Source organism: Larkinella sp. C7 (assembly GCF_006149005.1).
GTDB lineage: Bacteria > Bacteroidota > Bacteroidia > Cytophagales > Spirosomataceae > Larkinella.
The window spans coordinates 943,652-967,756 of record NZ_VBSL01000001.1 but is presented as its reverse complement, the minus strand read 5'-3'; the positions used below and the strand labels follow the sequence as shown (position 1 = coordinate 967,756).

Annotated in this window: 21 protein-coding genes; 11 read left to right on the top strand and 10 right to left on the bottom strand. The window is 53.3% G+C overall.

The genetic code is table 11. From position 1 onward, the window contains the following. Positions 1 to 6: 6 nt before the first annotated feature. The 4 genes from FH871_RS03870 to FH871_RS03855 all read left to right on the top strand — a co-directional run bounded on the left by FH871_RS03870 (position 7) and on the right by FH871_RS03855 (position 4,841). Complete coding sequence (locus FH871_RS03870; protein ID WP_138989985.1) at positions 7 to 1,935, top strand: hypothetical protein; 1,929 nt, start codon at positions 7 to 9, stop codon at positions 1,933 to 1,935. A gap of 148 nt (positions 1,936 to 2,083) precedes the next feature. Then, the gene (locus tag FH871_RS03865; RefSeq protein ID WP_138989984.1) at positions 2,084 to 2,449 is read left to right on the top strand and encodes a BlaI/MecI/CopY family transcriptional regulator; all 366 of its coding nucleotides are present in this window, start codon (positions 2,084 to 2,086) and stop codon (positions 2,447 to 2,449) included. 1 nt (position 2,450) lies between these two features. Next, positions 2,451 to 3,620, top strand: coding sequence for a M56 family metallopeptidase (locus FH871_RS03860; protein WP_138989983.1), 1,170 nt, complete (start codon positions 2,451 to 2,453; stop codon positions 3,618 to 3,620). 39 nt (positions 3,621 to 3,659) lie between these two features. Then, positions 3,660 to 4,841, top strand: coding sequence for a peroxiredoxin (locus tag FH871_RS03855; protein WP_138989982.1), 1,182 nt, complete (start codon positions 3,660 to 3,662; stop codon positions 4,839 to 4,841). Positions 4,842 to 4,906: 65 nt separating this feature from the next. Here FH871_RS03855 and FH871_RS03850 read toward each other — a convergent pair whose 3' ends face one another. The 3 genes from FH871_RS03850 to FH871_RS03840 form a co-directional block, all read right to left on the bottom strand. Continuing rightward, positions 4,907 to 5,626 carry a glucosamine-6-phosphate deaminase gene (locus FH871_RS03850; RefSeq protein WP_138989981.1) on the bottom strand — a complete coding sequence of 240 codons (720 nt, stop codon included), beginning with the start codon at positions 5,624 to 5,626 and terminating at the stop codon, positions 4,907 to 4,909. Between the two features lie 84 nt (positions 5,627 to 5,710). After that, positions 5,711 to 6,589, bottom strand: a complete 879-nt coding sequence (locus tag FH871_RS03845) for a c-type cytochrome (RefSeq protein WP_138989980.1) — start codon at positions 6,587 to 6,589, stop codon at positions 5,711 to 5,713. Between the two features lie 194 nt (positions 6,590 to 6,783). After that, positions 6,784 to 7,923: an amidohydrolase gene (locus tag FH871_RS03840; protein WP_138989979.1), complete on the bottom strand. Its 1,140-nt coding sequence runs from the start codon at positions 7,921 to 7,923 to the stop codon at positions 6,784 to 6,786. Positions 7,924 to 8,109: 186 nt separating this feature from the next. Here FH871_RS03840 and FH871_RS03835 point away from each other — a divergent pair, with 186 nt between their 5' ends. Together FH871_RS03835 and FH871_RS03830 are read left to right on the top strand one after the other, a co-directional pair. Next, positions 8,110 to 8,469 carry a VOC family protein gene (locus FH871_RS03835; protein ID WP_138989978.1) on the top strand — a complete coding sequence of 120 codons (360 nt, stop codon included), beginning with the start codon at positions 8,110 to 8,112 and terminating at the stop codon, positions 8,467 to 8,469. Between the two features lie 85 nt (positions 8,470 to 8,554). Beyond that, complete coding sequence (locus FH871_RS03830) at positions 8,555 to 8,917, top strand: helix-turn-helix domain-containing protein (protein WP_138989977.1); 363 nt, start codon at positions 8,555 to 8,557, stop codon at positions 8,915 to 8,917. A 28-nt stretch (positions 8,918 to 8,945) separates the two neighbouring features. Here the strand turns inward: FH871_RS03830 and FH871_RS03825 are convergent, their stop codons facing one another. Next, a complete protein-coding gene (locus tag FH871_RS03825; RefSeq protein WP_138989976.1) occupies positions 8,946 to 10,442 on the bottom strand; it encodes an MBOAT family protein in 1,497 nt (498 codons plus the stop codon). 11 nt (positions 10,443 to 10,453) lie between these two features. Further along, positions 10,454 to 11,530 carry a hypothetical protein gene (locus FH871_RS03820; protein WP_138989975.1) on the bottom strand — a complete coding sequence of 359 codons (1,077 nt, stop codon included), beginning with the start codon at positions 11,528 to 11,530 and terminating at the stop codon, positions 10,454 to 10,456. A 227-nt stretch (positions 11,531 to 11,757) separates the two neighbouring features. Here FH871_RS03820 and FH871_RS03815 point away from each other — a divergent pair, with 227 nt between their 5' ends. Next, complete coding sequence (locus FH871_RS03815) at positions 11,758 to 12,939, top strand: CPBP family intramembrane glutamic endopeptidase (RefSeq protein ID WP_138989974.1); 1,182 nt, start codon at positions 11,758 to 11,760, stop codon at positions 12,937 to 12,939. Positions 12,940 to 13,040: 101 nt separating this feature from the next. On the opposite strand, the gene FH871_RS03810 is transcribed toward FH871_RS03815, so the two are convergent. From FH871_RS03810 to FH871_RS03790, 5 genes are all read right to left on the bottom strand, one after another. After that, positions 13,041 to 13,481, bottom strand: a complete 441-nt coding sequence (locus FH871_RS03810) for a nuclear transport factor 2 family protein (RefSeq protein ID WP_138989973.1) — start codon at positions 13,479 to 13,481, stop codon at positions 13,041 to 13,043. Positions 13,482 to 13,578: 97 nt separating this feature from the next. Continuing rightward, positions 13,579 to 14,397 carry an AraC family transcriptional regulator gene (locus FH871_RS03805; protein WP_138989972.1) on the bottom strand — a complete coding sequence of 273 codons (819 nt, stop codon included), beginning with the start codon at positions 14,395 to 14,397 and terminating at the stop codon, positions 13,579 to 13,581. Between the two features lie 81 nt (positions 14,398 to 14,478). After that, positions 14,479 to 17,346, bottom strand: a complete 2,868-nt coding sequence (locus FH871_RS03800; RefSeq protein ID WP_138989971.1) for a pitrilysin family protein — start codon at positions 17,344 to 17,346, stop codon at positions 14,479 to 14,481. Between the two features lie 66 nt (positions 17,347 to 17,412). Next, positions 17,413 to 18,513 carry an acyltransferase family protein gene (locus FH871_RS03795; RefSeq protein WP_138990252.1) on the bottom strand — a complete coding sequence of 367 codons (1,101 nt, stop codon included), beginning with the start codon at positions 18,511 to 18,513 and terminating at the stop codon, positions 17,413 to 17,415. A 116-nt stretch (positions 18,514 to 18,629) separates the two neighbouring features. After that, positions 18,630 to 19,532 (bottom strand): sugar transferase, encoded by a 903-nt coding sequence (locus tag FH871_RS03790; protein ID WP_138989970.1) that lies wholly within the window; start codon positions 19,530 to 19,532, stop codon positions 18,630 to 18,632. A 303-nt stretch (positions 19,533 to 19,835) separates the two neighbouring features. Here FH871_RS03790 and FH871_RS03785 point away from each other — a divergent pair, with 303 nt between their 5' ends. Genes FH871_RS03785 through FH871_RS03770 form a run of 4 tightly spaced genes read left to right on the top strand, consistent with a single transcriptional unit; the run spans position 19,836 to position 24,072 of the window. Then, positions 19,836 to 20,561, top strand: coding sequence for a class I SAM-dependent methyltransferase (locus FH871_RS03785; protein WP_114405314.1), 726 nt, complete (start codon positions 19,836 to 19,838; stop codon positions 20,559 to 20,561). After that, positions 20,558 to 21,658 carry a glycosyltransferase gene (locus FH871_RS03780; protein ID WP_138989969.1) on the top strand — a complete coding sequence of 367 codons (1,101 nt, stop codon included), beginning with the start codon at positions 20,558 to 20,560 and terminating at the stop codon, positions 21,656 to 21,658. The genes FH871_RS03785 and FH871_RS03780 overlap by 4 nt, the downstream gene beginning before the upstream one ends. Beyond that, entirely contained in the window at positions 21,655 to 22,554 is a 900-nt protein-coding gene (locus FH871_RS03775) for a bifunctional 2-polyprenyl-6-hydroxyphenol methylase/3-demethylubiquinol 3-O-methyltransferase UbiG (protein WP_138989968.1), read from the top strand. The genes FH871_RS03780 and FH871_RS03775 overlap by 4 nt, the downstream gene beginning before the upstream one ends. 9 nt (positions 22,555 to 22,563) lie before the next feature. Then, on the top strand, positions 22,564 to 24,072 hold the full coding sequence (locus FH871_RS03770) for an oligosaccharide flippase family protein (RefSeq protein WP_138989967.1): 1,509 nt from the start codon (positions 22,564 to 22,566) through the stop codon (positions 24,070 to 24,072). Positions 24,073 to 24,105: the final 33 nt, after the last annotated feature.

Below are 24,105 nucleotides of genomic sequence, written 5' to 3'. Positions count from 1 at the left end.
ACAGGCATGAATAAATTTACGTTGCTGAGTCTCGTTTTGGGAGTCGTTGGGGTGTTGACCCTCGGCGCGTCGGGAGTGGACCAACGAACCCGCCAATCCCATGCCGTTGCCGATACACTGATTGAAATCCGGAAGGATACGCTGATTGAAAAGTACCTGAAAGACAGTCTGTATAAAGCCATTTTTCAGCGTGATACCACCATGCGCATCGACTCGGCGGCTATGCGCGCCCAGGCTGACAGTCATAAAGTGGCGCTGCCGGAAGTGGTGACGGGCGACCTGAACGGTCTGGCGGTTTGTGCCGGATCGCCGGTTTCGGTGCCGTATACCTCGTCGGGCGGGCGGTTTTCACCGGATAATCAATTTGTTCTCCAACTGGTCGATGCGGCTGGAAAGGTGACCAACCTGAGCGAACCCGCCAAAGCCGGGCCGTTTGGCAACGGAACGCTGGCGGGTGTGATTCCGGTCACAACGGAGGCAGGAAGCCGGTATACACTGCGGGTCGCTTCCACCAATCCGGTGGTCAACGGCACGGCGCAGGCACTTCGGGTGTTGCCCGCGCCGGGTGCCCGCATCGAACTCGCCGACGGCAGCAATGCCGTAACGGTTTTGCCGGGTCAACCCGCCACGTTCCGCATCGCGCTGAGCGGACACGGGCCGTGGTCGTTTGTGCTCTCGGACGGAACGAAAGTGCAAAACACCATGACGACACCTTATGAAGTGACGGTAACGTCCGAAAAACCAACGATTTACAAAGTGGTGAACGTCAGTGGCCCCTGCGGGAGCGGAACGGTTTCAGGGGAAATCATTGTCAATGTAAACGAGAATCCGAACCCGGAAATCGCGATCAAAGCACCAAACGGCGGTTTTAGGATTTGTACCGGAACCCCTTTTCAGGTCGCTTTTACGGCTACCGGGAAATACCAGACCGGAAACGGTTTTGTGGCCCAACTCGCCGATTCCACCGACAACTGGACGACCATTTCCGCTTCCGGCACGGCCAGCCCGCTGATGGCGCGGCTGCCTTACGGTATTTCGCCCAAAGGAGCCTATAAAATCCGGGTAGTAGCCACGCAGCCAGCCATTACCAGTAACGCCGAAAATCTGATCGTGGCGGCTCAGGCCGTAGCGGTTTTGCGGAACGATACGGTGAAGATCGAAGAAGGAAAAACCGCCGAACTGACCGTGGATTTTGGCGGAGGTGGGCCGTGGTTCGTTCTGTTGACGGATGGCACCTACGAAAACAACATTGCCAAAAGCCCGCATACCATCCGCGTGACGCCCAACAACCCGACGCCTTACGCCATTACCTCGGCGGGTGGCGCTTGCGGGGTAGGCGAGTACAGTGGTCGGGCGTTTGTGAAGGTAAACATCCCGCCCTCGACCATCACCACCGGCAATCTGTCGGCCCGGACGATTTGCCACGGTGCCGAAATTGCGGTTCCGTTTACGACGGCGGGGCGGTTTTATGCCAACAACAAGTACATTGTGCAGGTGGCCGACACCAGCGGGCGGTTTGTCAGTCTGGCGACCACCTACAAAGACGGGGTTTTGAAGGCCGCCATCAGTCCGGCTTACCTGAAAGATACGCTTAATACCGTTCGGCTGCGGGTAGCATCGACCAGCCCGGCGGTGGCGGGTTCCGAAACCTCCATTAAAGTTCTGGCACCCAATGTGAGTCAGGCCGTTGTGGCGGGCGAGGGAACCATCCGGCCCGGGCAGACCTCCAAAGTTCGCGTGGCCTTCAAAAATGGATTGCCGCCCTGGTCCTTTGTGCTCTCCGATGGCACGCAGGTGAACGGCACTTTTCTCAATCCGTATGTGCTGACGGTGGCGCCCACCAGTTCGACGGAGTACACGATTACGTCTTTAAAAAGCTCGTGTGGGGCGGGAATTCCGGCGGGAAGCGCCCGGGTAACCGTGGAGCGAAATTAGGAAAGAACGTTTGCATCCGTACCGAATCCCATTAGCCCCCGGTTTTAACCGGGGGCTATTTTAATCATTTCTGAAGTCCTGAATTTTATTTTTAGCATTTCATTACACAATTACGAAATATTCGTAGATTTACGAAAAAATCGTAGTTATGCATAAGCTGACCGTACAGGAAGAAGAAGCCATGCTGGTGATCTGGAAAAGCCAGGGCGGTTTTGTCAAAGATTTTCTGGAACAACTACCCGAACCCCGCCCGCCCTACACGACCCTGGCATCCACGATTCGGAATCTGGAGCGGAAGGGGTTTCTGGAGAGTAAAAAGTGGGGCAATACGTATCGCTACGAGCCGCTGATTAGCGAAGAAGAGTACAAGAAACGTTTCATGAGTGGTTTTGTGGGTGATTATTTTAAGAATTCCTTCAAAGAACTGGTGACGTTTTTTGCCGAAGACCAGAAGATCAGTGCCGATGAACTGAAGGAGATTATCGAGATGATTGAAAAACGTAAATCTGACTGATATGCTCCCGGTTTTGATATACCTGCTTCAGGCCAACGCGGCTTTACTGCTGTTCTTTCTGGCTTACTTTCTGGTCCTTCGTCGGCTGACCTTTTATGGGCTGAATCGCCTGTTTCTGTTGTTCGGAATGATTTTTTCCGTTGTCTATCCATTGATCGATTTTTCTGAATTTGCCCGGAAAAATGAGACGCTGTTTAGACCGATTCAGCGGACGATTGATTGGGGAATACTGGAAGCCATTCCGCAGCAAACCGACGGCGGAAATATCGGGACGTGGCTGGTGGTCGTGTTCTGGTCCGGCCTTGGCGTGATGACGGTCCGGCTGGCGGTGCAGTTGCTGTCGCTCTGCCGCATTCACCGGCGTGCGCAACCGGCAACGTACAAGGGTTTCCGTTTTCGGGCGGTCAGCGAAAATTTCAACCCGTTTTCGTTCGGGCCAACCATTTACCTGAATCCGTCCCGACATTCAGAGGAAGAACTCGGGCCGATTCTGCAACACGAGCGGGTTCACGTTCGGGAGTGGCATACGCTGGATGTCCTGCTGGCGGAATTGGGTACGGTTTTTTTCTGGTTCAATCCGGTGAGCTGGTTTCTGAAACGGGCGATCAAAGAAAATCTGGAATTCAGGGTCGATCAGCAAATGCTGCGGAGCGGGTTTGACGCTAAAAACTATCAATATATACTGGTGCGCATCGGCGGCTTGCGAGTGACTTTGGCCACTAATTTCACCGAACTGACCATCAAAAAACGGATTGGGATGATGAATCGAAAACCGTCATCCTGGCACTTTACGGTGAGTTACAGTTTGCTGCTGGTGATTTTGATTGTGCTTATATTTCCAAAAATAGCCCCTGAAACCGTGGGGCGAATCGGAAAAACGAAAGCGGCCGTTGGACGGATTTCCGATCTATTCTACAATCAGGGAATTGAGGTGGATACGCCCAACGGAACGGCCAACCTGATCAGAACCATCCAGCTCAAACACCAAAAAGCCGGGACAAAACCGCCAACGGAACTGATCCTTTTTACAAAAAACAGCGTGGGAAGAGGCATGGATGTGTTCGTAAAACTGAACGGCGATCAGATTGAGCAGGCCCGTGTCATTGCCCTGGCTCCTCCCCATTTTTCGGCAAATTCTCTTTCTCAAAAAAAAGCGAAGAACACAAAATAGACCTTCCGGTCTTTCCTCAAAATCTTATTTTCTGCTGCAATGAAATCATTGATTTTCAGTGGCATTCTTATGCCCTTTTTTCTGGTAATGACAACCCAGACGCCCGGTTTGGCACAGTCCGAAACCGTTTCGGCGGAGGACGTACTTCGTAAAACTTCGCAAGCACTCAGCGGCCGGAAAACGCTCCGGTACCGCTATCACCGGGAACTGAATTACGTCTCGGAAGGCATCCACAACGCGATGAACGGAGCGTGCTTTCTGGATTTTAGCAGTGTAAACCCGGTTTTGGACTTTCGCTACCAGTTCAGCAACGCGGATATACTGGCGGTTTTTAATGGCACCGAAAAGTTCGAATGTGACCGAAAAAGCAAGACGTTGCGGGTTACCGCACAACCGGCCCGCCGGAATTTTGAGTCGCTTTCGTTCTTTTACGATTCGCCGGTTACGTATCGAAACGCGTTGCCGATGCTTCTTTCGGATGCGTCGGTGCCTAAAACCGTGCAGGATACCGTGGTGAACGCGAAGCCTTTTTATGCAGTGACCTTCACCCTGAAACAGAAAGTGATCGATTATCTGGGCGCTTACCGTCCGATCACGGCGGACCGATCGATCCGATACCGTTTGCTGATCGATAAGGCGACGCATTTGCCCGTTGAAGTGATACAGTCCAACAACCGCAACCAGGATTTTACAAAAACCCGCTTTCAATACCTCGATGCAACAGCTTCGCCGGCTGATTCGTCCTGGTATTTTTCCAGTTACCGGAATGAGTACAAGCTGGGAAGCCCGGAAGATGAAAAGCTGCAAATCATTCCACGCGGCCAGACCGCCCCGGATTGGACCTTGCCGGTTTTTGACCGCACGACCGAACTCACGCTGAGTCAGTTGAAAGGAAAAATCGTTTTGCTGGAATTCTGGATTCGGAATTGCGGCTATTGTGTGGCGTCTGTCCCCGACTTAAATGCCCTTTATAACCAGTACAAAACCAACGGTTTCGAGCTACTGGGCATCAATCCGCACGATTCGAAAGAAGTCATAGCGGTTTTTAAACAGAAAATTCAGCCGGCGTACCCGCTTTTATACGATGCGCAGGAGGTGGCAAAACGCTACGGTATTGGTGTTTTTCCCATGATCGTCCTGCTCGACAAAACCGGAAACGTGCTGTATTCCGGCGAGTTCAGGCGGGAAAACGTGGCGAAACTGATTGAGGAGAATTTGTAAAAGTTGTTTGTTAGTAATGTAAAGCACTACTAACAAACACTATTTTCTGAGAGAAAGACGGTTTATTACTCCCCAGCCGCGTCCCGATCCACCCAAACATACCCCTTCGGATGCGTTTGCATGATGCTGGCCGGAAATTTTTCCGTCACCGGGCCTTCCAGGGCGGCTTTGATCACGGGGGCTTTCTTGCTGCCGCTGGCAATCAGAATGGCTTCCCGGGCGTCCATCAATTGTTGCAGGCCGGTCGTGACGCCCAGCGTCAGGGGTGTTGGCGTAGAGAAGTATTTTTGCCCGACCGTGATGGTCGTTTCGGCCAGTTCGGAAACGTGGGCTTTCAGGTTGAACGGTGTTCCGGGTTCGTTCAAAGCAATGTGGCCGTTCAGACCGACGCCTACCAGAATGAGGTCAAAACCGCCCCGGTCATCCACAAATTGCGTCATCGACGCACATTCGGCTTCCAGATCATCGGCTTTGGCGTCGAACAGGCGGTATTGATCGGACGGAATGTTGAGCGGCCCGAAGAGTTCGCGCTGGAGGTAATTCGCGCAACTTCCTTCACTTTCCGGCCCCAGACCGACCCACTCATCCAGACCCACAAAGGTGCAGCGGTCGACGCTGGTTTTTCCTTCTTTGACCAGTTGTACCAGGGCCCGGTACGTGCCAACGGGCGTGTCGCCGGAAGCAGCACAAATCAGGGCATCGGGTTTGCGGTTCAGTAAGTCGGCAATGTGTTGGGCAGTATGACGGGAAAGCGTTTCGTAGTCGTCGAAAATCTGGAAGTTCATGAGCGGGGTTTAGCAGTTTGGCCGCTAAAATACGGCGAAGCGGTCTATTTCCCTGCAAAGCAATCAAAATCTATTTCTCGACCGTTATTTCAGGTCGTGCAGGTATAGATAAATCGCCTTCAGTTCGTCGTCGGTATACACGGTGGCGAAATACTTCCAGGGCATAAAATCGTTGATCACGCGCCCATCCGGTGTTTTGCCCGTCCGGATGGCGGTAACAAAATGGTCCGACGTCCATTTTCCGACTTTGCCCGTTTGGGTCAGGTCCGCAATAGGCGGTTCGCCAGGACCGTGGCCGGGACCACCTTTGAAACTGGCACCGTGGCAGCCGGAACAGGTAACGGCCAGGTATTTTCCGTAGACGGCATCCACCGCAGCCGGTACATTTTCGGTGGGTTGGGCCTCGTGGTCGATGACTTCCGCCGGAAAAAGTGGCAAGTCGCCGGTAAACGCTAAAAACCGCCCCAATGGTTTTACTGCTTTGGCCGGATGGGTTTTATCGACGGGTGGCTGACGCTTCAGGAAATAAATCAACGCCCCCATATCCCGGTTCGACAGCGGAGCACTGACTTCCGGTGCCGGCATGAACCACAACGTTTTGTTGTTTTTTCCCAAACCATGCCGCAAGGCGCGAATCCAGTCCTGATCAGTATAGGAAATCCCGCCTTTTCCGGTGGTCAGGTTGGACGAGTACAAAATAGCGATCGGTGTGCTGGCGTCGAAGAAAGCTTTGCCACTGAAATCGGCACCGTGGCATTCCGCGCAACCCCGGATACCGGCAATGTGTTTGCCGAGTGCGTACGAAGCCGTGTCGTTCGGAAGGGTGAGTGTCTGCAATTTGACATCATACACCTTGTTGGCGCGCGATTCGGTCTGGAAATAGACGAATGCATAAAAAACCAGGAGCAAAACCACGACGGAACCGAGGACAATGCCAAGCCATTTCAAGACTTTCCTGAACATGATAAATGGTACGTTAAAGGGAGTGAGTAGGGTGATCCATAACCCCGGTTTTCGAAAAACCGGCCTTTATGTGCTGCCCGAAAAGAGTTAACTGACAATAAGTTAAAATCAAATGGGTCTGGTGCTCACAAGTATTGAGCAAGTGGTAGAAAGAGGCTTTTTAATTGATTATTCGGTTACAATTTACCGTAAACCTATTTGTGCTGAAGGTCGATCAATTCCAGGAACATCCGGGCCGCTGGTTCGATCAGATCATCGTTAAAATCGTAGTCGTCGTTGTGTAAAGCCGGGGTGTTTTCGCCCGCGCCGATCCCGAACATGGCACCCTGGTAATGTTGTGTGAAAAGACCGAAATCTTCTCCCCATTTAAACGGTTCCTGTTTTTCCACAAACGAATGCCCCAATTTCAGTGCGCTGTTTTTGACCTGCTCAAACGCATCGGGATCGTTCTGGCTGGCAAAAAACACTTCCGTGGTGGCGGTTTCAATTTCAATACCGGTTCCGACGCTGAGGATCGACAAGACGCTGAGCAATTGCTTGGTCAACCGCTCCATGTTCTGGCTCGTCCGGGTTCGGAGCGTCAGATGCACTTCGCCGTAACCAGCCGAGATACCGTACGATTTTTCGCCCAGTGTGGTATAAACCGGTGTGATCAGTGCAAAGTCGTCGGATCGGCTGTCGGGATGTGTCAACTGCCTGGTTTTTAGAATAAAATCCGCCATCAGATACGCCGGATTGACGCCTTTTTCGGGTTCCGCCGAATGCGACACTTTGCCCGTAAACGTCACGATCAGGCTTTGAACGGCTGACGTAAACGGGCCGGGTTTGCAGACAATCGTTCCTGAACTGAAACCGGGCAGATTGTGCAGGGCAAACACCCGGTCGGGGCGAATCGCGGCAAAGGCTGGGTCTTCCAGGACGGCTTTGGCGCCTTCTCCGGTTTCTTCGGCGGGTTGAAAAAGCAGATACACCCGGCCTTTCAGCGACGGTTTTTCGGCCAGATGAGCCGCCAGCCGGCAGAGAATGGCCGCGTGGCCGTCGTGTCCGCACTTGTGAGAAACCCCTTCGGTGCGGGATTGATGGTCAAATTCGTTGACTTCCTGAATTGGTAAAGCGTCGATGTCCGCCCGGATCAGGGTTACCGGCCCCGTAACATCCGCGCCATATTGCAGCAGAAGCCCGGTTTTTCCGGCGTCGATCAGGCTAAGCGGATTGAACCGGTTAACAAATTCCTTAATCCGTCGCTGGGTCTCAAATTCCCGCCCCGAAAGCTCCGGGAAACGGTGGAGTTCTCGTCTGAATTCGACAAAAGCAGCAGATTTTACGGACGACATAGGCGCGTTGAAATGGATTTTCAAAAACCGGGATCGTTAAAAGTAGGAAAAGTGGCTGAAAGAATCCAACAATTTGGGCCTGACGGGAGAACGAATTTGGTAGAAATGAAGAAACGAACCACGATTTGCGTCATCCGGTAGCGAATTGCTAGCTTTGCGCCGGATTCTAGATCAAATGCGATTACGATGATTCATTTCAAGCGGTTAGACCATATTCTGATTCCCATTCCGGAAGGGAAAAAAGCAGAAGCGAGAGCATTTTATGGCGATGTGCTGGGGCTGGAAGAAGTCCCGGGCGAGCACCCCGGCGGGTCGCTCTGGTTTTCGATTGCCGGTATTGAACTGCATTTTCGCGAAGAAGCCGCCGGGCCGTATTCCAAACGGCACCCGGCTTTTGAAATTGCGAACCTGGCCGAAGCCAGACAGCAGTTGGAAAACCACGGCATCGCGATCACCTATTCGTCCGAGATCGACGGGCGGCAGCGGTTTTTCTTCCACGATCCGTTCGATAACCGCATCGAGTTGCTGCAGTTTGCTGATGAGTAGCTTGCTGTAAAATCCTTACCTTTGCTATCGAAAAGATACTATACACCAAAAAGATACCGGTATTTTTAAGCGATCCGGAACGGTTATGGTCAAGCAAAAAGAGTCGGTCATTCATACCAAAAGCACCTGCAACCGCAGCTTAGCCGGGGTGCGGGATGCACTTTATGTGCTCAATGGCAAATGGAAATTGCCCATCATCATTGCCTTGTCCGAAGGCCCGTCGCGGTTCAAGGATCTGCAACGGCGGGTGGAAGGCATCACGCCCAAATTGCTCTCGAAAGAGCTGAAGGAACTGGAGCAAAACGAGTTCGTCGTGCGCCATGTTTACCCCCAGACCCCGGTTTTGGTCGAATACGAACTGACGGAATACAGCCGTTCGCTGGACGACATTATCCAGGCGATGGCGGACTGGGGTTTTCAACACCGGGCGCGCATTCAATCCCGGTGATGAAAACCCCGTTCGGAACAGGTAATTTTTAGAATTGAAAGTAAATGAACGAGTTGCTGCTTTTCTGAGTCAGAATCAGTAACATCAGCATGACCGCCCAGACCAGGCTGAGCAGCCACCACGGCAGTCGCGCCCCAAGTTTCACCAGCGACGAATTGCGCATCGCCCAGTGACAGGCAATCAGAATCACCGTTACCGAGCTGACTTTCAGGATGTCCAGGGAGGTGAGCAGGGCCGCTCCGTTGGGAATGACGCCAAACATCGACAGCAGAATTCGCATCGCGCTACCGAAATCGGGGGCGCGGAAAAACACCCAGGTGATGTCGACCAGAAACAGCGTGAGCAAGGCCAGACCGAAGTTGCCGAGCCTTCCATTCCACGAAACGGGCAGCATCGACGCCTGCGCAACGGTTCCGGCCAGCACCTGATCGGAGCGGTTTTGTCCGGCAAAACTCCGCTGCCGCTTGCCGGACCAATCCCGGATCAGTCGTTCGGCGCACAGAAAAATACCGTGCAAACCGCCCCAGATCACGAAGTTCCAGGACGCTCCGTGCCACAAGCCGCCCAGCAACATTGTGATCATCAGGTTGATATAGGTCCGGGCAGCCCCCTTGCGGTTTCCGCCCAGCGGAATGTAGAGATAGTCGCGCAGCCAGGTTGAGAGCGTGATGTGCCACCGACGCCAGAAATCCGAAAAACCGATGGACGCGTAGGGATACCGGAAATTGTCAGGCAGCACAAATCCCAGACACAGCGAAATGCCGATGGCGCAGGTCGAATAGCCCGCAAAATCGCAGAAAATCTGTCCCGAAAACGCCATCACACCCAACCAGGCATCGAGTGGCTGCACCGGAAAGGGGACGCCAAAAATGGTGTCGGCAGAGTCGGCCAGCAGCGTATCGGCAACCACCACTTTCATGAACAGGCCGAGCGACAGCAGAAAAAGCCCCCACGTCATCTGTTGGGTCGTGGCGCGGTGGGGTTCCTTAAACTGCGGAATCAGATCTTCGGGCCGGACAATCGGCCCCGCAACCAGGTGCGGAAAGAACGTAACGAACAGGGCAAAATTCAGGAAAGACGGTTCGGGTTCGGCTTTCCGGCGGTACACATCCAGCGTATAGGAAAGCGTTACGAAGGTGTAGAAGGAAATGCCGACCGGTAGGATTATATCGGGTTTGGCTGCCTGGAAGGCAATGCCCATCGCCGACAGCAAAGCCGTAAAGTTTTCCAGCAAAAAACCGCCGTATTTAAAATAGCTCAACATGCCGAGATTCAGCAACAGGCTGACGGTCAGGAGGAGTTTACGGGGCGCAGATCGTTGCTCGCGGGCAATCAGCCGGGCCATGTAAAAATCCACCACCGTCGAAAGCCAGAGCAGCAGAATGAAGGGCGGATTCCAAAGAGCGTAAAATAAGTAACTGGCCAGCAATAAGTTGATCTTTTTTACCTTCCAGGGCAGTGGAAGATTGTGCAGCACCAGCAGCAGAACGAAGAAGAGGGCGAAACTGTAGGAGTTGAAAACCATGATCTCAGGAGCTATTGGTGGGGAGGAAGGGAAGCCGTAAGGGCGGGCTTTTGAGTAGGCCGGATCGTGATGGGCCAGCCGGTTTTCTGCTTCAGAATCGGGATGAAATCCTGCGTGAACGTGGCCGCATCTTTGGGTGCCAGATGCGACCATTCCGGACAGCGGTATTTGGACAATGCCGGGTAATCCGCAAAATAGATACCGGGCGTCCGGGTGTGTGCCAGCAGGCGGTCCCAGTATTTTTCCCGTGGGTGGCTCATTTTTTCGACTTCATAGAAAGGGCCGTCCGAAGGCATCCGGACAAAAACCACCTGACCACCCCGTGCCCGAATCTGGTCTACCGACTTTTTGACGGAGTTCAGGATGCCCGTAACCATCGCATCCGGCATGGTTTGCTTCGGGCTGTGAGCGCCAATGTCCAGCCAAACTGCTTTCACTTTGTTCTGAATGGCGGTGTCGGCCACCATCGCATCGGTCATGACATCCTGCCGGTCGAACTGGATAATCGAAAACTCTTTTGGGAATTTCGGTCCACCCCAGGTGCCGGGGCGGGGCGGAATCGGCAGGTTGGTCAGCAGGGGGCGCAGGGCCAGCCGTTCTTCGTCCAGAAAATACAGCCAGGGTTCCAGCACCCGGTTGATGTGGAAGCTGATTTGCTGGGAAAGCGACCACCTGGGATAAAAGTTAACCCGTTTCGTGGCTTCCCGTTCGGGAAAAGAACCGTCGGGCGCGAAGAAAAGGCCTTCGGTGACGCCAATGATGAGTGTTCCTTTGAAGTTCGGATCATTGGCCAGATCCGTCAGCAAAGGCCGGGGGGCCGTACCGACCAGCGCCAGTTGGATCGGTTTTTCGCCGGTTGTAGCCTCCCAGGTCGCCAGATCGAGGTCGAACTTGACGCGCGACGAGCCAATGATCACCGGCCTCGATGGACTGCTTCGGTAAATCGCTTTCCGGGTGTGCGCCCACAGGCTTTCGTCGTCGTTGTAGGAAAGCCCGAGGTTCTGACTGCGCCAGTACCATTCCCAGCCAACGACAAACGTCAGAACCAGAGCCAGCGTCAATAGGCACGATTTTAGAAGTGGGGTCATTTGTGTAACGGTTATCGTATTGTGTATCAGTTTGTTCGGTATAATTTACAAAAAGAGGAGTTTGAAACCGGCGGGTTATTTATTAATTGGTCGAACATTGAAGAATCTCACCAGATTTTGTCTTAAAAATGATGTTTTTGAGGATAATAAGGCCTTTTTACGGTTTTTTGCCTCGCTCAATAGCCCATCTGATTTTCTTTTCGTAGTTATCTGGAACAAATCGACTGATGATGAAAAAGACGACGGGTTATGCGGGCGAACTACGGACGGGCGTGCTGTTGACAGCGGCCTTTTTTGCGCTTTTCCTCTATTTCAATGGGCAACTCCCACCCGCCGAACTGCTGCTGGCGAGTCCGTATTTCATCGGGTTGTATTTCCTGACGTTCATCCTGGGTCAACCGGCTCTTTCCGAATCGCTCCGCCGGGCCGTGAGCACCGGCCTGGAGCGGGCGGTGGTGTTTCCGGTGTTGCTGATTATTGTTCTGTATTCGTATCTGGGGTTCCACGGACATTCGCCGTTCCAGGGGTCGGCTGCGCTGTTTCCTTTTTATGTGCTGTTTCCGGTCCTCGGTTTTTTAGCCTATCCGAAGGATTACCAGCCGATCAAATGGACGGATTTTGCGGTTTATTTTCTCTTTCTGATTCCGGCCACGTCCATTTCCTTCGGCGTTAAAACCAACCTGCCTTTCAACGGCGCGGGCTTCAGCAATGTGTTGCGGTTTGTGCTGATTCTGACGGCGGTCTACGGTTTCGGCACCATCCGAAAGCTGCCCGACATCGGATTTTTTCCGACTTTTAATTGGCGTTATCTGAAAACCGCCCTCTGGGTCTGGCTGGCTTTTATTGCCTTGACCGCCTTGATTGCGACTGTCAGCGGTTTTCTGAAAACCGACGGCTACGAACCGTTTTCGATGGCGTTGATTCCCCTGGCTGTTGGCGAGATGGTGCGGATATTTTTTGGTACGGCCTTGTTCGAAGAACTCTTTCTGCGGGGCATTTTGCAAAACATGCTGGCCCGGAAAATTACGGAATCCGGCGTTTGGAAGATGTATTGGAAGTGGGGATTTGCGGTTTTTCTGCTGCTCTCGCTGCTCACCGGCTATCTGATGCACGCGGCCTTGCTGTGGGTTCCGGTCCTGATCACGGTTCTCCTATTTCTGGCTGCTTACTGGATTGAGAACAAATCGACCGGGCTGAATGGCCCGTATACGGCCCTGGCGATCACGAGTATCTTTTTTGGCCTGGTTCATTTTCACGCGGGCTCGCTGGTCTTTGTGGGGCTGGCCAGCATCGCGGGCTGGGGCTACGGCTACACGTACATGAAAACGAAAAATGTCTTTTACGCGGCCCTGGTTCACACACTCGTCAATTCGTCGGAGTTTCTGTTCAATCTGGAAACGCTGAAGTGAGGAGCGATTTAGACAAGAGAGGATAGACATGAGAAGATAGACTGTTTTCTCAGCACTAGTCTTTACTCTCATGTCTATCCTCTCTTGTCTCTGAAAAAAAGCTATACACCCAGTTGTTGCTGGAAGCTGGTGTGATCCCAGTCGATGGCCACCGCTTCGATCTTGTCGTCTTCGTTGAAGCGGAAAATGAAAATATGGTCGCTGTTGAAACGCAGTCCTTTGTTCGTAATGCCGGCAAAATCAGCGGTTTGGGTTCCGAACAACGCCACGTTGCAAATGATTTTGTCGCCGTCGGCCGTCACTTTATCGACGGTGTTATCAATGTCCGGGAAAGCGCCGATGACGCCCGTCCAGAAATTCCGGCCCAAGTCGCCGATGGTTCCCTGCGGATCGGGGCCGAGCGGCATGAGCCAGAATTCGCCGGCGGGGTCGAAGAGGGCCATCATTCGTTCAATATCCCGTTCCTGGTAGGCCGAGAAAAATTCAATGCTGGTGCCTTTGCGAGTCAGGTCAGTCAGCGAGTCCGTTTGTGTCGTTTTCATGAAAAATCGTGGTTATATGATGCACCAAAAGTACCGGACCCCCATGCCGCTTTATTGTATAAATGCGACATTTTGCAAAAGGCGGACAAACCGGCGCTCACGATTTGAGAAAATTCGCCAGCTCGACGTTATCCCGTACGTAAAGTGATGGAATCCGGCCCGTAAAGCCGGTAAACTCACGGATGAAATGCGATTGGTCGTAATACCCCGCCCGGTAAATGACGTCGTGCCAGTCGTCTACATTCCAGTGTTTGCTGGCCAGTTGAGCACACAGGTAACTGATGCGCCGGATGCGGGCGTAATATTTCGGACTAACGCCTACTTTTTGAAGGAATTTTCGTTCAAACTGCCGCCGGCAAACATACAGTTCGTCCATCAACGCATGGATGTTGATAATGCCCCGCTTGTCTACGATCAGGTTGGCAACGTAATCCGTGCGGTCGGTTATGGCATTGGTGCGGGTCATCTGGTTGCTCAGAAAGGTTTCCAGTAGCCGAATCCGACCGATGACACTGTTGGGTTCGGCGATGCGTTCCTGAATGGTTCGGATGCCATCGCCCAGAATGGCACTCAGATCGATGCGTTCATCGACAAATTCATACATCGGTAACCCAAACAGACTGTTCAGGCCCGCCGGACGAAAAACCGCCCCGATCATGCCGATTTGCCCCTGCAACTGCAATTGGTAGCTGCGGGTCGACTGCCCGCTCAGGAAGGACGCCGGCACCACTTTCGTTCCGTTTTTCTGCGTTTGAAGCCGGTACGGATCACCATAATTGAACACCAGCGAGCCGTAGCCGTTCGGGGGCGACTCGACGGTCATCGGCTGAGCAGGCAAGGCTGCGTTTTCCCAAACGTAGTAGCACTCGACAAACGGGCGCAGATGGGGAGCCGGTTGATACTTCTGGTACAGCATGAGACGTGCAGGGAGTTAAAGCAAGTTATGCTTTTTTTCCTGCAAAGCGGCCCAACGATTTAGCGAAAGGTAAGCCGGGGCTTATTTTCGCTCCGGCACCAGCAACAACTTGATGAAATTCTTGCCAAAATACTGATTGGCAGCCTGTTTCGTGCTTTCGGGTGTCACCTGTTTCAGAAATTCCGCTTCGTGCAGGATTTCGTTCGGGTCGTCCTGGTTGAAATACTGGTTGGACAGATACCCCAGCCAGAAATTGTTCTGCTTCAACTGAACTTCCGTTTCGCGCCGGGTTTCGGCTTTGAATTTGTCGATGTCTTTGGAATCGGCACCATTCTGCTTCAGTTTTTCGATTTCGGCCAGGGTTCGCGCAATCAGTTTATCGACGTTTTCGGGGGCGCAACTGAAACCGACGCGGAACGTATACCGCTGGGCCGGAATTTTGGCATAGGCTCCGCTGACGCCCACGCCGTAGACCCCGCTTTCTTCTTCCCGCAGTGTTTCGGTCAGTTTGATCTCCAGCACTTCGGCCAGCGCATCGACCTGGGTGGCATTTTCGGCATTCCAGACAAAATCACCGCTGAAAATCAACTGCACGGTACTCCGGGGCTCGAGGCCCTTGGTAACGGATTTTTCGATTTTTCCGGCCGGAATCCGGATGCCCAGGTCGCGGTAGGTTTCCTTGCGGTTGGTAGAAGGTAAGCCGCCTAAATATTTCTCAATCAGCGGCTTGATGTCTTTTTCTTTGAAATTTCCGACGAAGAAGAACGTGAAGTCGCTGGCGTCGGCAAAGCGTTCTTTGTAAATCGCCCCGGCCCGGTTGACGTCCACTTTATCCAGCCGCTCGGGTGTCAGCGGCAACCGGCGGTAGTTGTAGGCTCCCAGCAACGACTGAACCGTATCCTGAAAAACCTTCTGGGGCGTTGGGGTGGCCAACTGGTTTTGCAGAAAGCTCCGCTGGTTCGACAAAAAACCCTTGATCACGTCGGGGTCCTGACGCGGAGCCGTAAAGTAGGCATAAACCAGTTGCAAGGCGGTTTCCAGGTCATCGGGTGTGGTGCTGCCGCTGATGCCTTCGGTCGTTTCACCGATGTAGGGCGACACGCTGACGGTTTTTCCGGTCAGGTATTTACCCAACTGAATCTGGTTGTATTCGCCAATGCCGCTCATGTGCATCAGCGTGGAGGCAAACCGCGCCGATTCAAAATCCTTGTCGGGGTAGAGAGACGTTCCGCCCGGGCTGTTGGCCGAAAAAATGATCTGATCGTTTTTAAAATCCGTCGGTTTCAACACCACCTTCACGCCGTTGCGGAGCGTCCATTCCGTGACGTTGATGTCCTTGATTTCTTTTTCACTCGTTACCGGACCGCCAACGGGCAGCGTCGGCAACAGCGGTTTATCCATCGTTTTATCGACATACGCCGTCAGGTTTTTACCGGCATTGTCGATCAGGGCCAGCACCTGCTTTTCGGTCGGGAGTTTGGCCTTGTCTTTTTCGGGAGCCATGATGACCACGGCCCGGTTTTCAGTCGTAATGAACTGTTTCGCCAGGTTGTTGACGTCGCCAACGGTGATTCCGCCGAGGTATTTTTTCAGAAAATCATTGTAAAACGAGATGCTGACCGGAATATCGCCTTTCAGGAAGTTTTCCACGTATTCGCCCACGTAGCTCGTCGAGCGGGTTTTGTCGCGTTCGCGGTAGATGCGGTCGACGGCTTTCTGATACTGTTTTTTGGCGCGATCCAGTTCCGTCTCCGTGAAGCCGAAGCGATCGACGCGGGCGTTTTCGTCCAGAATGGCCGTAACGGCCCGCGCTACGTTTCCGTCTTTGGCAATGACGTACGAACTGAAGGCGTCCTGATCGCCCAGAAAACCGCCGTAGTTGCTGTAACCGGCCAGAAACGGCGGGTCGGCCTGCTGCGTGAGTTCATTGATGCGGTTTCCGATCATGGAGTTGAACAACACCCGTTTTATTGCCTCGCGGATGTCATACAGGGTTTTCTCCTTGATTTCGGGTCGTTTATACATAATCTGTACCATCGTGTTCGGTTGTTCCGGATCGGTCACGATGGCGATTTTGGTGTCTTTGTGGGGTGGAACCGGGTATTCCGGGCGCGGTTTCGGGTTCGTTGCCGCCGGAATGCGACCGAATTTTTCCTTGATGATGCCTTCTACCTGATCCACATCGAAGTCGCCCACGGCCACAACGGCCATCAAATCCGGGCGGTACCAGTCTTTGTAAAACCGTTGCAGGACTTCGGGTTTGAAGGTTTTGATGATGTCATCTTTTCCGATGGGCAGACGGCTGGCGTAGCGGGAGTTGTTGAGAATCAGCGGGAAATACTTCTCGCGCATCCGCTGACCCGCCCCGCGCCCCGACCGGGCTTCTTCCAGAATCACCCCCCGTTCTTTTTCAATTTCAGCCGGGTCCATCGTCACGTTGTGGGCCCAATCTTCCAGAATCTGAAACGCCCGCTCAAAAAGCCGCGCCGAGTCGGTCGGAACGGGCAGTTGGTAAACCGTCTCGTCAAAACCGGTCGATGCGTTCAGGTCGGCCCCAAACCGGACGCCCGACGATTGCAGGAAGCTCACCAGTTCGTTTTTGGGAAAGTTCTTGGTGCCGTTGAACGCCATGTGTTCCATGAAGTGGGCGAGTCCCTGCTGGTCGTCGGTTTCCAGAATCGACCCGGCATTGATCGCCAACCGCAGTTCGGCCCGGTTTTTAGGCTCGGCATTTTTGCGGATGTAATACGTAATTCCGTTCGGTAGTTTCCCCACTTTAACGCCCGGGTCAAACGGAATGGGTTGTTTCAGTTCGGCGGGGATTCCCGCCGAGACGGCTGCTCTGGAAGGAACGGCGGCTTTTTTGGCACCGGTTTTGGCGGGTTGCTGGGCATTCGCACCGGTTACCAACAGAGAAATGGCAAGGCCGGTCGCAAGAATCTTGTTCATTAGGTCGGTTTTGAAAACACGGCGGATCACGTGTCTGCTGTGTTAACTCAAAATTAGCGGCATTATTTATACTTTAATAATGATTTTTTGTTGATACATCCAGCCCAGAATCCCGAACCAGATCAGCACAAAGGTCAGCGCCCCGGCCAGTGACGCGTTGTAGGGACTTTCGAAATACGGTACAAACAACGTCTGGTACAGCCACTCCTTCGCGCCGATCTCTGAGCCATCGGGGTGCTGAACTTTGATCATGTTCAAAATGCGTGGAATCAGACCGGAGAGAAAGAAAACCGTGATGGCATTGACGCCAAAGGCCACGAACGGTTTGGTCCATTTTTTATACCCCTGCACGTCGATCAGCCAGTAGCAAAGCGCCAGTCCCTGCAACGCCAAGCCGGAGGTGAGCAACACGAACGAGCTGGTCCAGAGGGATTTGTTGATCGGGAAAAAACCGTTCCAGATATAAGCTCCCAGCAAGGCGAAACAACCCGCTACGAACAGCCAGACGGCTTTTTCTGCTTCCGGTCGGCGGGATTTCAGGAGTGTTCCGGCCAGAATTCCGGACAGGCCGGTCGCAATGGCGGGCAGGGTGCTGAGCAGTCCTTCGGGGTCCCAGATTTTCGAGGTTTTCCAGAGGTGCCCACCCAGCAAAGTCCGGTCGAGCCAGGCGCCGAGGTTGGTTTCAGCGTCCAGATTGGCGGGGCCAAAATCCGGCACGGGAACGAACGACATCAGCAGCCAGTAGCCGACGAGCAAAATGCCGATCAGCCAGCCCTGTGTTCGGGTATCGGTTTTGATGTAAATCAGCGAACAGGCCAGATACACCAGCGCAATGCGCTGCAAAACCCCCGGAATCCGGACGGTCGTGAAATCAAATTTCGGAAACAGGTTCAGAAACAGGCCCAGGCTAAACAGGATCAGACTCCGTTTCACAACCTTACCTACCAGTCCGGCCCGGTCCTTCTGCTGCAACGCGTACGAAATCGATACGCCGACAATGAAAAGAAAAAAGGGGAAAATCAGGTCGGTGGGCGTCCAGCCGTGCCAGTGGGCGTGGCCCAGCGGAGCGTAGATGTGGCCCCAGTCGCCGGGATTGTTGACCAGAATCATGGCCGCAACGGTGATGCCCCGGAAAGTGTCGAGGGAGAGAAGCCGGGAGGGGTTCATGGACCGGGGAGTGTCCCGGTTCGGGTCGTTTGTGTGTGAAGTAGTCGTTTGTTGCATGAGTCGCTACAGGAACTGGAATGGATGAATACGACGATTTTTCAACGGAAGCAAACGCATTAAATACCGTACTTGTACCGGTTGATCATCTGCCGCAGCCAACTCGGCTTGAAATGTCGTTTGAGGTTTTGAACGACTTCCGGATCGACCTGAACATCCGCGGTTAGTCTGATTTTGCCTTCGTGAAGCGCCGTGTTCTGAAACCGGCTGAAGCGGCCGAAGTTGGTGCCGGCGTCGTAGCCAATGTGTTCGACTTTCGACCGGATCGGATACAGACAATAGCGCTTTTGCTTGAAATGCGTGTAACTCCAGCGGATGGCCCAGGAACTGATCAGGCCCTTTTGCTGCTTGGCAAACATCGGAATCAGGTCGCTGCCACTGGCCGAAAAAGCCTGCCGGGCTTTCGAATCCTGAATGAAATGGGCGTAATCCGCCACCGACCAGTCGGCCAGTTCCCAGCGGTTTTTCCAGGTCGACCAGCCGAGCGACGACGCGCGCGGCAACAGCAAAACCTCCTCGGAATAAGCGGGCGGAATGGAAAACGGATACAAATACCCGGAAATCGAAAAAACCAGCGGATGGTGTTCGTAAAAGTCCAGGGCCGCATTCTGAAAATCGAGGAAATCGGTCGTACAGATGATGTCATCTTCCATGACAATCACGCGGCCATGTTGCTCAATCACCGCCGTCACGCCCCGGATTACGGAGTTCGCCAGGCCCTGATTCGTTTCGGCTTCCTTGATCCGGACGTCCGCAAAGCCTTCGATGGTTGGCAAATACGACCGGACTTTTTGCACCCGTTCCGCGTCTTCTTTCGCCGTGGGCGTGTTCATTTTGGGGCCATCCGAAAAAACATAGAGAACGCTTTTCCTGGCTAATGGGTTATTGGACAGGTATTTAATCGTTTCACGCAGGTGATCGACGCGGTTGTAACAGAATAAAACGATGGGAGCGAAGGGCATTACGGTTTACGATTTACGGTATTCGGTATTCGGTTTACGGTATTCGGTTTACGATATTCGGTAAGTAGCGCATTTAGAAGAACGCGCGAGTTACCGAAAACCGAATACTGAAAACGGAATACCGTAAACCCCAAACTAATTACAAGATTACTTAATTATTTGCATCGTCTCTGCTTTCTTTGTGTTTACAATGCCAATACGCACCACAAATCGTACGCGTGTCAGGGCTGATTTGTTTGGTATTTCTGAAAATCAGCCGATTCCCGTTCAAGCCGGGCCGCACCACGACGTTTCTATTTCATTATGACAACAATCCGCGCTGAAGCGATGCCGGACGATCCGTCTGAGCATTACCGGATTAAACCTCCACTGACCAATCCCCGGCGGTATTATCTGATCAAACTCAGGGAGTTGGTGCAGTATGCCAGAACCACGTTCATCGATCCGCTGACGAAAACCGGGCGGATCAAACTGGCCGATTACGGCTGCGGAACCAAACCCTACGTGTCGCTTTTCCCGCCCGAACAGGTGCAGTACATCGGCATCGACCTTGACTGGAACCCGCACGCCGATGTCTACATCGGTTCCGACAGCCGCATTGGCATGGACGACGCGCAGGTGGATGTGGTGTTGTCGACGCAGGTGCTCGAACACGTTGAAGATCCCGAAGGCTATTTGCAGGAAGCGTGCCGGATTCTGAAACCGGGCGGTTTGTTGCTCCTGACGACACACGGTTACTGGATGTATCACCCCGACCCCACGGATTACTGGCGCTGGACCTCGGCCGGTTTGCAGAAAATTGTGGCCCGCAACGGCTTTGAAATCGTCTCGTTTCGGGGCATTATCGGACGCTCGGCGATGGGTTTGCAACTGTTTCAGGATGGTTTTCTGTTCAAAATACCGCGCTGGCTCTGGCCGCCGTTTGCGCTCATCATGCAGGCGTCGATCAGCCTGTTTGACAAGACGACATCTCAGGAAACGAAGGACAAGGACGCGTGTACGTATTTGGTCGTCGGCCGGAAGCTATGAAAATCTGCATTGCCTATCCGAACAAAAACAGCTATTCGGAGACCTTTATTCACAACCATATCGCGTATTTGAAGCCCGAATTGACGCTCTCCGGTGGTTGGCGACCCTATCGTACGCCGGACGGTGACACAATTATCCGGATGCCGCTGGCCGAGCCGATTCGGGTGGGTATCAAGCGGATGGTGTCGGCACTCTACCCGGCTTTTTACAGCCATTTTTTAACGAAATTCCTGAATGAAAACCGCCCGGATGTGTTGCTGGCGGAATACGGCCCGACGGCTTGCCATGTGATGGCGGCTTGCCGAAAGGCAAACATTCCGCTGGTCGTGCATTTTCACGGCTTCGATGCGGTCGAGAAGGAAACGCTCAGAAAGCTCGAAACGCCATACCGCCAACTTTTTGCGCAGGCCAAAGCGATTGTAGCGGTTTCCAACGATATGGTAGAGCAACTGATCCGGCTGGGTGCTGATCCGCAGAAAGTTCACCGAAATCCGTACGGCGTTGAAACGAAATTGTTCGCCGGGGCCGAGCCGGAAAAAGCAGAAAAACTGATTGTAACCGTCGGGCGGTTTACGGCTAAAAAAGCGCCACAACTGACGATTCGTGCGTTTGATAAAGTGCTGGACCGACATCCGGATGCCAAGCTGGTGATGATCGGCGGGGGTGAATTGTTGGAATCGTGTAAGAAGCTGGTCGACGACTTGCAGTTGAAATACGCCGTTCAGTTAGTGGGTGTTAAAACCGCTGCGGAAATTGCGGAATGGCACAAAAAAGCCCGTCTTTTCGCCCAGCATTCGATGGTCAATCCGGTGAATGGTGATTCGGAAGGAACGCCCAATACCGTGCTGGAAGCCTCGGCGGCCGGTTTGCCGATTGTCAGCACCCGCCACGCGGGCATCAAGGAAGCCGTCGAACACGGCGTGACCGGTTTTCTGGTCGAAGAAGGTGATTACCAGGGCATGGCGAAGTACATGGTTCAGTTGCTGGATGAGCCGAAACTGGCCGGTGAACTGGGTCGGAATGCCCGGCAAAAAATGATCAATGAATACGAAATGCGTGACCGCATCAAGGAATTAAAACGTCTATTGGAACTATGACCGTACGCTCACCGCTCACCAACTCGCCCGCGGTTTCGGCCGTTCGGAGCCTGAACGCCCGCACCATCGAACAACGGTATCGCGATCAGTTCGGGATGGACGTCAGCCGGTATTTTGCCGGGATGGACGAGGTGATGATCTATGAATGCAACCAGTCGAAACTGCGGTTTTATTACCCGTTTTCGCTGGCGGGTGATGCGGATTTTTACGCCGACTTGGGCAAGCATTATAAAGGGTATTACAGCCCGTGGAAGTGGGAGCATGAGCTGGTGTTTCAACACCTCAGGTCGGGCGACCGGGTGCTGGAAATTGGCAGCGGTAATGGCTACTTCCTGAAACGGCTGCCCGAAAAAGGAGCGAACGGTTTGGGGCTGGAGCTGAACGACGACGCGATTGCGTACGGCAAAAAAATCGGGGTCAACATCATCAACGAAGATCTGCAGATTCACGCCCAACAGCATGAAGGCCAATACGATGTCGTCTGTGCGTTTCAGGTTTTCGAGCATGTCAACAATGTCGGCGATTTTTTCCGGCAGGCGGCTCAATGCGTCAAACCGGGCGGTTTGCTGGCCATTGGCGTTCCGAATAATGCCTCGTATTATTTCCGCGAAGATCCGTATCATACGCTGAATCTGCCGCCCCACCACACCCTGCTCTGGGACCCGGTTTCGTTGCAATATGCCGGTGAGTGGATGGGGCTGACCGTGGTTGAAATCCGGAACGAGCCCGCTTCGGTGACGCACCGGAGTCTTGGCTATCGCCTGTGGCTGGAAAAACACCTGGGCCGGAATCTGTTCGCGTCGCTCGTCTATAAATCGACCCGGTTTGTGGCCAAACGCCTGCCGATCATGTCTGACGGGGCCACGGTGGTCGCCATTTATCGAAAGGGAGTGTAACCAAAACACATGGGAATTGTCATTCGCCAAAGCCTGAAAGCCAGCATCGGTTCCTACATCGGAGTCGGCATCGGGATTATTAACCAGTTGTACGTTTCGCTGCATTTTCTGTCAACCGATCAGCTGGCGATTTCGCGTTTATTGCTGGAAAATAGCCTGCTTTTTGCCGCGTTTGCGCACCTCGGCGCGCCGTTTATCACCGACCGGTTTTTTGGCTATTTCCGCGATGACAAAACGAAGAACAACGGTTTTCTGGGTTTTCTGCTGGCCTTTCCCCTGATTGGGATCAGTCTGTTCACGGCGGCTTATTTTCTGTTCGAGCAACCCATTCAGGATTATTTTGCCGAAAAATCGGCGGGGCTGATTCCCTATCATGTGCTGGTGGTGCCACTCACGATTTTCTGGATTTACATCTCCGTGCTGGAAGCCTATTGTCGCAACAACGCCCGCATTGCCATCCCGACCTTCATTCGGGAAGTGTATCTGAAACTGGCGAATGTGCTGGTGATTCTGCTGTTTGGGCTGGGCTGGTATAATTTCGACTGGATGCTGTACCTGATGGTTGCGTCGTACGGCCTGGCGGTGGTGATTCTGCTGGTGTATATTTATCAGTTGGGCAAGTTTTCGCTGCGGTTCGACTTTAAGCGGCTGCAAGACGGCATGTTTCGCCAGATGGTCTATTTTGGTCTCTTTGTGGTCATGGGGGGCGTCGGCACGCAGGTGGTGTATTTCATCGACCGCACGATGCTTTCCGGTGGCGAAGGGCTGACCAATGCGGCTATTTTTATCATCGCGACCTACATTGCCGGCATTATTGAGATTCCCCGAAAAACCATTACGCAGATTTCAACCCCGCTGGTTTCCAATTCCTTACGCCAGAACGATATGGTGCACGTTCAGGAGTTGTACCACAAATCGTCGCTGAACCAGTTGCTGGCGGGTGGGCTGGTTTTTCTGCTGATCTGGACCAACATCGACGGGATTTTCAGCCTGTTGCCGAAAGCCGACATCTACCGGCAGGGCAAACACGTAGTCTTGCTGCTGGCTTCGGCGAAGCTGTTTGAAATGGCTACGGGTGTGAACGGTGAAATCATCAATTACTCTAAATACTACCGCTACGCCACGTTGCTGATGATTGTGATGGCCTGCCTGGCGATTGGTGCCAATGCCTACCTGATTCCGCGCTACGGCATCGACGGAGCGGCTTTTGCCACCACACTCACCACGCTGGTTTTTGCCCTGAGCAAAGTCGGTCTGGTCTGGGTGTTTTTCCGAATCCTGCCGTTCACGTTTTCGGGCGTCAAGGCCCTTGCGGTTTTGGTGCTGGTCTACGGCGTGTCGCTTCTTCTTCCCGCGTGGAACGGTTCGTTGTGGCTGGTATTGTTCAGCATCATCGGACGCTCACTGGTGCTGGTGGGCCTGTTTGCCGGGCTGATTCTGTGGTTCCGGGTATCGGACGATATGAATGGGTTGATGGGGTCCGTGCTGGGGCGTATGCGGGGCTTTCGACGGCGGTGATCAGGACATCCACAGATCCTTCAATTAGGTAAC

Coding starts and splice junctions, on each gene's coding strand:
- FH871_RS03815 (WP_138989974.1), top strand. CDS start 11,758: ATGATGAAAAAGACGACGGGTTATGCGGGCGAACTACGGACGGGCGTG.
- FH871_RS03805 (WP_138989972.1), bottom strand. CDS start 14,397: ATGCTGTACCAGAAGTATCAACCGGCTCCCCATCTGCGCCCGTTTGTC.
- FH871_RS03860 (WP_138989983.1), top strand. CDS start 2,451: ATGCTCCCGGTTTTGATATACCTGCTTCAGGCCAACGCGGCTTTACTG.
- FH871_RS03795 (WP_138990252.1), bottom strand. CDS start 18,513: ATGAACCCCTCCCGGCTTCTCTCCCTCGACACTTTCCGGGGCATCACC.
- FH871_RS03785 (WP_114405314.1), top strand. CDS start 19,836: ATGACAACAATCCGCGCTGAAGCGATGCCGGACGATCCGTCTGAGCAT.
- FH871_RS03830 (WP_138989977.1), top strand. CDS start 8,555: ATGGTCAAGCAAAAAGAGTCGGTCATTCATACCAAAAGCACCTGCAAC.
- FH871_RS03825 (WP_138989976.1), bottom strand. CDS start 10,442: ATGGTTTTCAACTCCTACAGTTTCGCCCTCTTCTTCGTTCTGCTGCTG.
- FH871_RS03775 (WP_138989968.1), top strand. CDS start 21,655: ATGACCGTACGCTCACCGCTCACCAACTCGCCCGCGGTTTCGGCCGTT.
- FH871_RS03820 (WP_138989975.1), bottom strand. CDS start 11,530: ATGACCCCACTTCTAAAATCGTGCCTATTGACGCTGGCTCTGGTTCTG.
- FH871_RS03790 (WP_138989970.1), bottom strand. CDS start 19,532: ATGCCCTTCGCTCCCATCGTTTTATTCTGTTACAACCGCGTCGATCAC.
- FH871_RS03810 (WP_138989973.1), bottom strand. CDS start 13,481: ATGAAAACGACACAAACGGACTCGCTGACTGACCTGACTCGCAAAGGC.
- FH871_RS03800 (WP_138989971.1), bottom strand. CDS start 17,346: ATGAACAAGATTCTTGCGACCGGCCTTGCCATTTCTCTGTTGGTAACC.
- FH871_RS03845 (WP_138989980.1), bottom strand. CDS start 6,589: ATGTTCAGGAAAGTCTTGAAATGGCTTGGCATTGTCCTCGGTTCCGTC.
- FH871_RS03835 (WP_138989978.1), top strand. CDS start 8,110: ATGATTCATTTCAAGCGGTTAGACCATATTCTGATTCCCATTCCGGAA.
- FH871_RS03770 (WP_138989967.1), top strand. CDS start 22,564: ATGGGAATTGTCATTCGCCAAAGCCTGAAAGCCAGCATCGGTTCCTAC.
- FH871_RS03870 (WP_138989985.1), top strand. CDS start 7: ATGAATAAATTTACGTTGCTGAGTCTCGTTTTGGGAGTCGTTGGGGTG.
- FH871_RS03780 (WP_138989969.1), top strand. CDS start 20,558: ATGAAAATCTGCATTGCCTATCCGAACAAAAACAGCTATTCGGAGACC.
- FH871_RS03840 (WP_138989979.1), bottom strand. CDS start 7,923: ATGTCGTCCGTAAAATCTGCTGCTTTTGTCGAATTCAGACGAGAACTC.
- FH871_RS03855 (WP_138989982.1), top strand. CDS start 3,660: ATGAAATCATTGATTTTCAGTGGCATTCTTATGCCCTTTTTTCTGGTA.
- FH871_RS03865 (WP_138989984.1), top strand. CDS start 2,084: ATGCATAAGCTGACCGTACAGGAAGAAGAAGCCATGCTGGTGATCTGG.
- FH871_RS03850 (WP_138989981.1), bottom strand. CDS start 5,626: ATGAACTTCCAGATTTTCGACGACTACGAAACGCTTTCCCGTCATACT.